Origin of the sequence: Mesorhizobium sp. M7A.F.Ca.US.006.01.1.1, assembly GCF_003997935.1 — a bacterium.
GTDB lineage: Bacteria > Pseudomonadota > Alphaproteobacteria > Rhizobiales > Rhizobiaceae > Mesorhizobium.
The window spans coordinates 1-10,401 of sequence record NZ_RZQL01000244.1 but is presented as its reverse complement, the minus strand read 5'-3'; the positions used below and the strand labels follow the sequence as shown (position 1 = coordinate 10,401).

General features: G+C 60.4%; 11 protein-coding genes, 1 tRNA gene and 1 pseudogene. 4 read left to right on the top strand and 9 right to left on the bottom strand.

From position 1 onward, the window contains the following. Positions 1-500, bottom strand: a pseudogene (locus EN943_RS30180) (flagellar motor protein MotB); the annotation flags it as partial. A 197-nt stretch (positions 501-697) separates the two neighbouring features. On the opposite strand from EN943_RS30180, the gene EN943_RS30175 reads away from it, so the two are divergent. Then, positions 698-1,144, top strand: a complete 447-nt coding sequence (locus EN943_RS30175; RefSeq protein ID WP_013530173.1) for a YcgN family cysteine cluster protein — start codon at positions 698-700, stop codon at positions 1,142-1,144. A gap of 250 nt (positions 1,145-1,394) precedes the next feature. Beyond that, positions 1,395-1,751 carry a hypothetical protein gene (locus EN943_RS30170; RefSeq protein WP_127415764.1) on the top strand — a complete coding sequence of 119 codons (357 nt, stop codon included), beginning with the start codon at positions 1,395-1,397 and terminating at the stop codon, positions 1,749-1,751. A 245-nt stretch (positions 1,752-1,996) separates the two neighbouring features. On the opposite strand, the gene EN943_RS30165 is transcribed toward EN943_RS30170, so the two are convergent. Then, entirely contained in the window at positions 1,997-2,707 is a 711-nt protein-coding gene (locus EN943_RS30165) for an SIMPL domain-containing protein (RefSeq protein WP_127415763.1), read from the bottom strand. A gap of 134 nt (positions 2,708-2,841) precedes the next feature. Between EN943_RS30165 and EN943_RS30160 the strand changes: the two genes are divergently transcribed. Continuing rightward, positions 2,842-2,917 (top strand) — tRNA-Ile (locus EN943_RS30160). Positions 2,918-3,132: 215 nt separating this feature from the next. On the opposite strand, the gene EN943_RS30155 is transcribed toward EN943_RS30160, so the two are convergent. Genes EN943_RS30155 through EN943_RS38545 form a run of 3 tightly spaced genes read right to left on the bottom strand, consistent with a single transcriptional unit; the run spans position 3,133 to position 5,974 of the window. Further along, positions 3,133-4,821, bottom strand: a complete 1,689-nt coding sequence (locus EN943_RS30155; RefSeq protein ID WP_127415762.1) for a recombinase family protein — start codon at positions 4,819-4,821, stop codon at positions 3,133-3,135. Next, positions 4,818-5,306 (bottom strand): DUF2924 domain-containing protein, encoded by a 489-nt coding sequence (locus EN943_RS30150; protein ID WP_127415761.1) that lies wholly within the window; start codon positions 5,304-5,306, stop codon positions 4,818-4,820. The genes EN943_RS30155 and EN943_RS30150 overlap by 4 nt, the downstream gene beginning before the upstream one ends. Positions 5,307-5,329: 23 nt before the next feature. Next, the gene (locus EN943_RS38545; RefSeq protein WP_245476027.1) at positions 5,330-5,974 is read right to left on the bottom strand and encodes a DUF3489 domain-containing protein; all 645 of its coding nucleotides are present in this window, start codon (positions 5,972-5,974) and stop codon (positions 5,330-5,332) included. Between the two features lie 63 nt (positions 5,975-6,037). On the opposite strand from EN943_RS38545, the gene EN943_RS30140 reads away from it, so the two are divergent. Beyond that, positions 6,038-7,024 (top strand): 5'-nucleotidase, encoded by a 987-nt coding sequence (locus EN943_RS30140; RefSeq protein ID WP_127415760.1) that lies wholly within the window; start codon positions 6,038-6,040, stop codon positions 7,022-7,024. A 340-nt stretch (positions 7,025-7,364) separates the two neighbouring features. Here the strand turns inward: EN943_RS30140 and EN943_RS30135 are convergent, their stop codons facing one another. The 4 genes from EN943_RS30135 to EN943_RS30120 all read right to left on the bottom strand — a co-directional run. After that, on the bottom strand, positions 7,365-7,823 hold the full coding sequence (locus EN943_RS30135; protein WP_127415759.1) for a helix-turn-helix domain-containing protein: 459 nt from the start codon (positions 7,821-7,823) through the stop codon (positions 7,365-7,367). A 72-nt stretch (positions 7,824-7,895) separates the two neighbouring features. Continuing rightward, positions 7,896-9,038: a DNA (cytosine-5-)-methyltransferase gene (dcm, locus tag EN943_RS30130; protein WP_127415758.1), complete on the bottom strand. Its 1,143-nt coding sequence runs from the start codon at positions 9,036-9,038 to the stop codon at positions 7,896-7,898. A 2-nt stretch (positions 9,039-9,040) separates the two neighbouring features. Beyond that, positions 9,041-9,724: a hypothetical protein gene (locus EN943_RS30125; protein ID WP_127415757.1), complete on the bottom strand. Its 684-nt coding sequence runs from the start codon at positions 9,722-9,724 to the stop codon at positions 9,041-9,043. Then, a partial coding sequence (locus tag EN943_RS30120) for a hypothetical protein (protein ID WP_206522838.1) occupies positions 9,721-10,401 on the bottom strand: 681 nt, incomplete at its 5' end. The genes EN943_RS30120 and EN943_RS30125, both read right to left, overlap by 4 nt.

Here is a 10,401-nt window from a genome sequence, read left to right as displayed (position 1 = left end):
TCGGCGGGCGCCTGCTCGGTCTGCTGCTGCTGGTCGCGCTTCTTCCTGCGCGGCTGCTGTTCTTCGGCGGGTGCTGTTTGTTCGGCCGGCGCCTGCTCGGTCTGCTGCTGCTGGTCGCGCTTCTTCCTGCGCGGCTGCTGTTCCTCGGCGGGTGCTGCCTGTTCGGCCGGCGCCTGCTCGGCCTGCTGCTGCTGGTCGCGCTTCTTCCTGCGTGGCTGCTGCTCCTCGGCGGGCTGCTCGCTCTGGGCAGGCGCGGCCTGCTGTTCAGGCTCGGCCTTCTTGCGCTCGCGCTTCTGTTCGGGTTCCGCCTGCTGCTTTTGCGCGCAGGCTTCGGCCGATTCGCCTTCGGCGCATGCTGCTTGCGCCAGGATGAATGGGGCTGCCGTGCGCTGGGCAAGGCCGGACGCGACACTTCCCTGAAGCGGGAACGCGCCCAACGGCGCGGATGCCATCAACAGGCCAAGTGCGGTGCCTGCCAGAATCCGTGGTTGGCGTTTCATCGAAATTCTCCTTGTGGGGTCCCATCCTTGCCGAAACCGATCTTGTGCCGATTGGTTCCAGTCTCGCACGGATAGAGGCCGTACGGGGCGATTGACCGACCTTTTGAAGGCAACTTCATGTCTTTCACCTGGCGATAGCCGCAATTGCGACCATTGCCGCGCTTGACCTTGCCCGCGGCCGGGGCCACATCCGGGAAATGGAAACGCCATTCTGGAAAACCAAGGCGCTGGAGGCGATGAGCCCGGCCGAGTGGGAATCGCTGTGCGATGGCTGCGGTAAATGCTGCCTGTCAAAGCTTGAGGACGAGGACACCGGCGAGATCTACTGGACCAGCGTCGGCTGCCGGCTGTTCGACGCCGAGACCTGCCGCTGTTCGGACTACGCCAACCGGCTGGCGCGCGTTCCCGACTGCGTCGGGCTGACGCCGCAGAATGTGCGAACCATCAGCTGGCTGCCCAGTACCTGTGCCTATCGGCTGGTGGCCGAGGGCCGCGACCTCTACTGGTGGCATCGGCTGGTGTCTGGCAGCGCCGAGACCGTGCATGAAGCCGGCATCTCGATGCGCGGCCGGGTCAAGGCGAGCGAAACCGATCTTGCCGAGCCGGAAGACTATTTTGACTATGTGCTGGACGAGGAGCCGTAGCACCGGCGGCGGTGAGCCTCCCGTTCGAAGGCATTCGGCCAATCAGCGGGGTCGGAACCGGGGGGCTGAGTCAGGCGTTCTGGCCTTCACCAAGGGCTGGGGACGATGGCGAATGGCCGGAACTTTCCTTTTTCCCGCCATATGAACCGGAGATGAACGGCAGGTTCGTAAAGAGTTCAGACAGGCAAGCGCATTCTCCCCCCATCGGTTCACGAGGACGGGCGAAGGCCCGCAAAAAGGAGAGAAGACGATGTTCAACACGATCAAGACGGCAGCCCTTTCGGCCCTGGTCGGTCTCGGCACGCTGACAGCCATCCCGGCTCACGCCGACAGCCTCTATCTCGGCTTCGGCAACAACAACGACCCGCGTTTCGGCGTCTATACCGGTGACGATGGTTATCGTCATCGCCGTGACGAGCGCCGTGGCGACTGGCGCCGTGGCTGCTCGCCGGACCGCGCCCTCGACAAGGCCGAACGCATGGGCCTGCACCGTGTCCGGATCGTCGACGTCAACCGTCGCACGGTGAAGGTGATGGGCCGCCAGGACGGCGACCGCGTCGTCGTCGTGTTCGCCAATGAGCGCGGCTGCCCGGTCATCTATCGCTAAGCTCGGGTTTGGCCGGATCTTAGAGGTTGATCCTCTGCGAGGATCAGCCTGGAGACACGACCTTCTGTGAAGGTCGGTCTGGCGGCATAATCTTCTACGAAGATCAGCCGGGACTAGTGGAGCCCCTTTCCGTTGAAGGGTGTGGCTCGAAAAAACCCCGCGGGAGCAATCCCGCGGGTTTTTCATGCGCGCTATTGGCCCGATGATTGCCGTGGCAAGGCTCAGCCACGGATCGTCAGAGCCGCTTACTTCAGTTCGAAGGTGACGGTGACCTGCACATTGTAGGAATTCTCGCCGGCCTGCACTGGAGCCGCAGCACCGGCCGCGTCGAAGGCCTTGGCGTTGATCGGCATTGGCGCCGGCGCGATGTTCTGATCGGTGATCTCGAGCACCCGGCCGAGGCTGACGCCTGCGGCCTCGGCCAGGGTCTTGGCCTTGGCCATGGCGTTGGCGACCGCCTTCTTGCGCGCCTCGGTGACCGTGGCTGCCGGGTTGTCATTGGTGAAGGCGATGCCGCCGCCCTGGTTGACGCCGAGGGACACCGCCTTGTCGAGGATCTCGCCGGTCTTGTCGACATCGCGCACCCGCACCGAAAGCGTGTTGGTCACCTGATAGGCGACGAGTTCGGCTTCCTGGCTGCCGTCCGGCTTGTTGGTGTAGTTGTAGCGCGGGTTGATCTGGATGCCGGCGGTCTGCAGATCGCGGTCCTTGATGCCGGCGGACTTCATCGCCGCGATCACGGCGGCCATGGCGTCATTGTTGGCGTCGAGCGCTGCGCGCGCGGTCTTGGCTTCGCGCATGACGCTCAGCGTCAGGACCGCCAGATCGGGGGCTACGGTTGCTTCGCCTTCGCCCGACACGATGACGCGGGGCGGCGTCGGCAGATCGGTGGCTCCAGCCATCGCCGGAAAAGCGATTGCAGCGGCGAGCGCGAGAGGCAAAAGATGTCTGGTCATGAAAATCTCCTTGGTCTGCGATCAAGTCGCAGACGTCGCGTAGAGCGCGATTATGGGTTGATTTGGGCGATCTGGGGAAGCCCATCGGGAAAGCCTTGTGCCGCGATGCGAAAAACATTAATCCAGCCCGCGTGGGGCCTGTAGCTCAATGGTTAGAGCCGGCGGCTCATAACCGCTTGGTTGGGGGTTCGAGTCCCTCCGGGCCCACCATCCAGTCCACCCGATTTCCGGGGTTTCCATCCGTCTCAGAATAGCTCCGACATTTCCGTGGGTTAGCGCCCGGTAGTGGGCAACACTTGGCTGAGACGACGCAGGGAGCGCCCAAAACACCTGACTTTTGGTCGTCCGTCTCTGTCGGGCGAATTCCGTAGCCAAGTGTTTGCCAAAGTGATGGTCGGCTGATCAGCGAGATGCTGGCCGGATGGTTAGAAGCCGAGGAGTGAAGCCTGGTCAGCCCAGGCAAGGGGGAGGTCCGACAACCGGGACAGCCGGTGCGCCGTTAGTTCAACAGGTTGATCACCTGCAACGATGTTGGCCGCAATTTTCGGAGCGAGGAAAGCGAAGGGCAGGAGGCGGCTGACCTCGGATGTATCGGTGCCGTTGAGCATGGCAACCTCCGTGAGGCTGCGGTTGGCTCCGTCTGTCAGTTGGCCGAGGTACAAGTGGGCTCGACGGAGAAGGTCGATCAAAGCACCATCGGATTCTCGGCTGATTTTAGATCCGTCTGTAAGCAAGATCCGTGTTTCGACGCCGCGCCGCCTCATACCGATTGGACATTCGATGGAAGTTACATGGGCGCCATCGTTGGGTGGCAGAACCTGATCGAGAAGCAATTCCGATAGCGAGCGGCGGTCAAGTTCAATGGTCAATGCTCCCGGCTTGAGCGTGACCTTGCGAACGATCTTTTGGAGCAGAGATTGCTTCGCGTCCGCCGCGCCTGACGCCCAGCATGATCGCAAATCTTCGGCTCGCCGCATCGCCGACTGGATTTCGCCAGCGTCGGCCCATTGCCGAATCCAATCAGACAATTGGGCTTGATCGCTGAGAATCCGATTCAGGCGATGCTCAACAACTGATTCAAGTGCGGGTGCCGGAAGACGCCATCCTTCTGAGCCTTTCCTGCGCTCATCGACGAACTGCTTTGAGACATAGTATCGGTAGCGAACACCTTGCTTGTTGGCATGAACCGATCGCAATTTCTCGCCCGCTTCATCAAAGAACAGACCGGTGAGCAGATGAGGTTGCGTGACATTGGACTGGCTCCGCCGGCGCGGCGCCTGCGAGGCGAGGAGCGTTTGGGCCTCGTCGAACGTGGCCGCCGTGACGATTGGTTCGTGCTCACCATTGTAGACTTGATCCTTGTGCCTGATCTTGCCGATGTAAATCGGGTTCGAAAGAAGGTGGTAAAGGTTGCCGCGACCAAACGGCATGGTGACGGCAACGGATCCGTCGTTGCGTTGTCGCGTCCGTGTCGAAAGCCCATCAGCCGCGACCTCGTCGACAAGGTCCCGGACCGACTTCAGGGCGAGATAGCGAGCGAACAGGTGTCTGACTGTCTGCGCTTCGGTTTCGTCGATCACCAGCTTGCGGTACTCGACGCGGTAGCCCAAGGGCACCACGCCACCCATCCACATGCCTTTCCTCTTCGATGCAGCGATCTTGTCACGGATACGCTCGGCCGTGACCTCCCGCTCGAACTGGGCGAAGGACAAAAGCACGTTGAGAGTAAGCCTGCCCATTGAGGTCGTGGTGTTGAACTGCTGGGTCACCGACACGAAGGAAACGGAGCTGGCGTCGAAGATCTCGACGATCTTGGAAAAGTCCATCAGGGATCGGGTGAGGCGATCGATCTTGTAGACCACCACCACATCGACTTTTTTGTCCCGGATGTCTTGCAGGAGACGCTGCAGGGCAGGGCGTTCCATCGTGCCGCCCGATATGCCGCCATCGTCGTAGTGGTCTGGCACTAACTTCCAGCCAAGACCGACCTGCGATGCGACGAACGCGACGCACGCTTCTCGCTGGGCATCAAGCGAATTGAACTCCTGTTCCAATCCCTCTTCAGTCGATTTGCGAGTGTAGATGGCACAGTTGAGGCGAGGGGTCGTCGTCATAGCCCAAAGAACCTCGGGCCAGACCAATGGGCGCCGGTAATACGGCGGGCGACCGCCGACAGCGATCCGTACGTTCTGCCGTCAAGCACGAAGCCGTCGTCGACAACTTCGACAATGTGCATCCGACCATTCCACTCCCGCATAAGGCGGGAGCCAACTTTTGGCGGAAGAGATCGTGGCGGCGACGTCAATGGCTTATCCGATGACGCTGGCCGGACTGATAGAACTCCTTCCTGGCGATCCGGACCAGTATTGTTCGGTTGGGTGGCATTCACGTTGGTCCGACGCGCGTTGCCTGTCTCGAGTGTTTTCTTGACGGTCGAAGTCAAACCACCCAATCGTTTGGCCTGGAAATGCCAGGCGGCCGACCGTTCAAGCAACAAACGTTTGACCCCTTTGGGCGGCGGGCAGCCATAGGCCTTTGTCCAGGCTGCTGTGAGTTCATTGCGCGTGAGATCGCCGAGCGCGGCAATCTCACGATCCATGTCCTGTCGCTTAAGCATCGAGGTCAACTGACGGTCTTTGCCTCGACAATGCGGTATCGCCGTTGTCCGTCCTTGCCAGTTTCGCTGAGCAGTTCGTGGGTAAGCTTCTTCTTGACGGTACCGGAGAGGAAGCCGCGCACCGAGTGCGCCTGCCATCCCGTCGCATCCATCAAGACTTGGATGGTGACACCCTTTGCCGACTTCAGCTTCTTGAGGACGATGTCGGTTTTGGTAGGCGCTGCGGGCGCTTCGTCCTTTGCCTTCTTGACGATCACTGAGACGGTCACAGAGGACTTCTCGTGCGGCTTTCGGGTTGGGGTGCCGTTGTCGACGCTGGGCGCCGTCCCGCCTGCTTCGGTGTTGTCGGCCTTGGCGGTGGTGGTGTTAAGGATAGCCATGCAGTTCTCCATCAGTGAGAAGCCCGGACCATTCCGGCGCTTGTACTGACCGAAGCCCGCTGTCTCGGCGGGCCGGAGATTCTGCTCGGTCTTGATCCATTGTTTTTCTGCTGCGCTGGTAACACCAATGCTTCGTTGTCGTATGAAGTCCAGTTGAATATCGCTGCCTCGTGGGGTTGGACCACACCAATGGACCTGCCAGGACGTGTGAATGCTCCCAAGTCCATCTGGCGTTTGTAAAGTCAGGAAAGCGCGATGAATGACAGGCATCTGCAATGAACTGCATATGGAAATGGCATTGCCTACGCGGGCTTAATATCGGAGGAAGGGCAAATGGAAATCGCGGAAACCTCGCTTACTGCCGAAGATGATAAGGAGAATGGCGATCCAGGGTCTACGCTAAGGGCCAAGCCTCTCCGCATCGGAATCTCTACGCGCGCTCTTTTTGATCTGGAGGAGGAACATCGCGTATTCGAGAACTACGGCGTCAAGTCGTATGCGGCTATGCAACTCGAACGCGAGGACGTGATCCTCCGCAAGGGTGCTGGCTTTGAGGTAGTCGAGCGATTACTCGCGCTTAACGATCCTGGGGCTGCTCCGTATGTTGAAGTGATCCTTCTGTCCCAGAACTCGCCCGATCTCTCTCTCCGAGCGTTCAAGTCGATCGATCATTATGGGCTTATCGTCAAGACAGGCAGTTTTACTAGCGGGCGGTCGCTTGCTCCTTTTGTTCCTGCTTGGGGCATCGACCTATTTCTCTCAAACGCGGACACGGATGTAAAAGGGGCGGTGGACGGCGGAGCAGCGGCTGCGCGGCTAGGCTTGGCACCCAAGGATCGTGCCGAAACACCCCAGGGTGAGGTTCGGGTCGCGTTCGACGGCGACGCTGTAGTGTTTGGCCCCGAGTCCGACGCAATCTACAAAGAACAGGGCCTGGAGGCTTTCCTTGCGCATGAGACCGCGAACGCGAGCAATCCAATGGCGGGTGGCCCGTTTGGAAATTTTCTTCACAAGTTGTCGGCGTTGCGCCGAGTTTTCCTTAATGAGGGCAACGTGAGTAAGGTCCGCATCGCACTTGTCACTGCCCGGAACGCCCCTGCGCATGAGCGCGTAATTCGGACGCTGAGAGCGTGGGGAACACCGGCTGACGAGGCGCATTTCGTGGGCAGCCGTGAGAAAGCACCCATCTTGAAGGCGCTCGGGGCTCACATTTTCTTTGACGACCAAGAGAAGCACGTTTTAGGCGCGACGGCAGTGGTTCCTGCCGGCCATGTTCCCGGGCCTCACGATCCGGCTGCGCCGGTAATCCCGGCCGGCTGACTCTTCGGAATCAGATCTTGTTCGCTTTGACTGAGCGGCCGAACGTGACGGCATGCGATCTGGGCCTGGTGGAAGCCGAATGGCGGCTTTGCGCCTCAACTTGGCCGTTTAGGTTCGCTCCTGGACAGCGCCCGAAGCGGACGTTTGTCCATGCCAGACGGCACCTAAATTCTAACATCCCGCTGGCGCATCAACCTCGCCGGCATCGCCGCTCTCGCCGTTTCACTAACCACTCGCCACCCTTTACGACAGTGCCCTCAGCTATGTAGAAATCGGCAACGCCTTCGCGTCGCTGCGATGGCGGGAGATATCGTGAGCACGTGCGATGGAGCGTGCTCGATTAATCGACAGGCGTAACGGCCTGCCAATCGAGCTTCAGCTGTTGTAGCTGCTCAAAGGTGCGGTCTCGCATCCCATCGCCAGGTGGAGTTACATTGAGCATGCCAAGCACGCCTTGCGCCCGCGCGAGTAGCGGCTCCGCGCCTGCACTGCCCTGCTTGGCGCGCCAGTGTGAAACCGCCGCTTGCAGCTTGTCACGATAGTCGTAAGCCGGGCAGCCGCGAACTGCTGTCTGATCGAGCACGGTTGCGACGGTATTGTGAATTTCGGACAGTTCAGGAATGACCGCAAGCCGGCCTTCAGCGATGTACCGCATCGCTAATTCGGTTCGGCGATCCAGATGTTCGTTGCTCCGTTCTATTCGACCTATCGTCTCGCGAGAAACGCCGATCGCCGCGCCGAACTCTACCTGGGACATACCGCACTCTTTGCGCAATCGCGATGCTTCTGACCCATCCATATTGGAACCTCCACTTCCAACACCTGCGGATAAGCGTCAGAGTTCAATATTAAAAGGTCAAAATGACGCAAATCAGTCAGGTAGATTAGGGTTTTGCCGGGCAAGTGCCTTTTCAATAGCGTCGAGAAAGCCATCGGGAAACCGAAGTCCGCCCTCGCGCGCGCGGCCGAGATATCCGCGCAGTGCGCGGGCCGAGAGGGGCTTCCAAGTGGCATCCCGAAACGTTTCGATCGAAGGCGCGATCACGTTGGATGGTCGTTCGCTTGCTTCGACCACAAAATGGCCGGTCGAATTGCCATAGGCGGCGTCGGGCCAAGCTGCCTCGGCTGATAGGGGTCGAGTTCTTAGAGTGAGCATCTCACCCGGGACGTCGAGACGTCCCGCCAACCATCGTGCTGCAGGAACCGACACCGCATTCCCAACCATCGACCATCGAGGCGATCGCTTGGTATTGAAATTCAGGTCGGTCCAGCCGCGCGGGAAGCCCTGCAAGGCCTCGCACGCCTCGACGCTGGGCGTCAGCACCTCCCCGTCGGGAAACAGGACGGCGGGCGTCGAGGGGATGCCAAGCCCCGAAGCGACTTTGAGTGGCGGTATTCCGTCCAAGGCGAGGCCCATCCCTCGACGACCCTCCGTCCAGTAGAATCCGACCGGACGATCGATATTTGCGACCGGCTTGGGCGTCGCGCCGGCTTCGTCGGCGAACAGCACTTCTCGCGGATCCAACGTAGTGCTCGCAACGAGAAACACGCGGCGGCGGCGTTGCGGTATTCCGAATGAGGTCGTGTTCACGACGCGATAGGCCCAGGCGTAGCCGAGCGCTTCAAGGTCATGGACTAGTGATTTCATGGCGGCGCCGCGTCCGAGATGTAGCATAAAATAGACGTTCTCGATCGCGAGCGTTGGACGTCCCCCGAGACGCAGCAACTCGAAAAGGTGCCGAATGTCGCCGGATTTGCTGCCGGAAATTCCAGATTTGTCGCCAGCCATGCTCAGATTTTGGCAGGGGAAGCCGGCCGTCACAATCCGCGCCGAGGCCGGTATCTCCTTGAGGTCCGCCACGTCTGCTTCGATTCTCGCTTTCGCGAACCGCTTCCCCAGAACCAAACGACAATGCTCGTCCTTGTCCGCTAAGACGAGAGGGCGATGCCCAAGCGCATCGAATCCGAGTTCAAACCCTCCAATCCCGGCATATAAGCCCACCACTGAACTCATCGTCAGAACAACTGAATCGGCGCCGGCAGACGCGCGTGAAGGGATACAATGGGAAACGGCTTGGTCACCAAATGCTGAAAGGCTTTCGCCACTCGGCTGAGCCTTCTTCGTTGTGCGAGATGATGCTTTAGCAGTCTGCTTCGGTCGCCGTCGATCGCAGTCGGCCAATCACTCGGCCAGAGTTCGAACAACAGCATTTCCAGTACGTCAGTTGGCAAAAGCACCATGCTCGGGAAACGCGGGAAAGACGTGCTGGCGCTGTATTGCGCATGGCTGAAACAATGCATCACCGGCGAAGTACCGACCGCACCACCTCCGCAGAGATCGAAATGATACTCGTTCGCCGTAGTGCCGGTCGATCGCAGGACGGTAATGTTCGTTCCGCCGTTGCTCGCCGACGCCACATTTGGGTCGCCCGTCCGCTCGCAACGCCAAAGAAACGTGAAACGCGCCGAGACAGCTGCTGCGGTGCCGCTACCTTGGTAGGACGAGGAAGGTTCGGTTTCGATCGGTTCGTCCAAGGTCCACGGGAAATTTCCGGGACGAGACGATTGGAACCAGCCTTCCAGTTCCTCCGCGGCGCGGCGTAGGCGCAGATGATGATTGCGATTGAGCAGATGCCTCGAGGCGTCGGCGAGGCGGCGCAATTCATCTGCCACCATTATCGGCTTAAAGAGGACGGTCATCGGATGGGAGCGTCAAGCAGTGTTTGGTCCGAGGGATCGACCATATGACGAAACCACGGGGCACTGGCCGCATCGGCGATGCGCATCCACGGCTCTTCGCTCTGCGGCGGCCAGCCGCGGGGCCTCAACTGCACGCAGCTTGCCGCGCCTGCAATGCCGGCATCGAGAAGATCCCGATCGACCACCGCCACGGGATCTTTTTCGGCTAGCATTGCGACATTATCGACGCCGGATAGCCTCTTGATCGCCGACTGCGCGGTTTCGCCAGCGCGAACGGCGAGCCTGATGCCAAGCGAAGCGTCGCCTATACCTGCGGTCCACCAGCGCCGCTCGAACAGCGCGGCTGCCGGCCCCTCGTAGACGCAACGTCTCAGCTCTTGCGACCATTGTTCGGCAGGATGGTAGACCAGCCGGTCGAGGCTCGCTACGCTAACGCCGAGTCGAGCCGCCACATGCGTGTCGGACAGAAAAGCTCCGGGGAACGGCAACGTTTCTTGGAGCAGCCAGCGCACGGCAGAAACCGGCCCGCGGAAGGTGTCGCCGCCGTTTGCGGCCTCGGAAATGGGCAATCTTGCCCTTTCCAGCGACGAAAGCGCGGCCTGACGCCAAGTCGCGTCCTCGGGAAGACCAAGAAACAACACGAATTCCTCGAAGCTCGCCCCGTCGCTCCCGAGTGC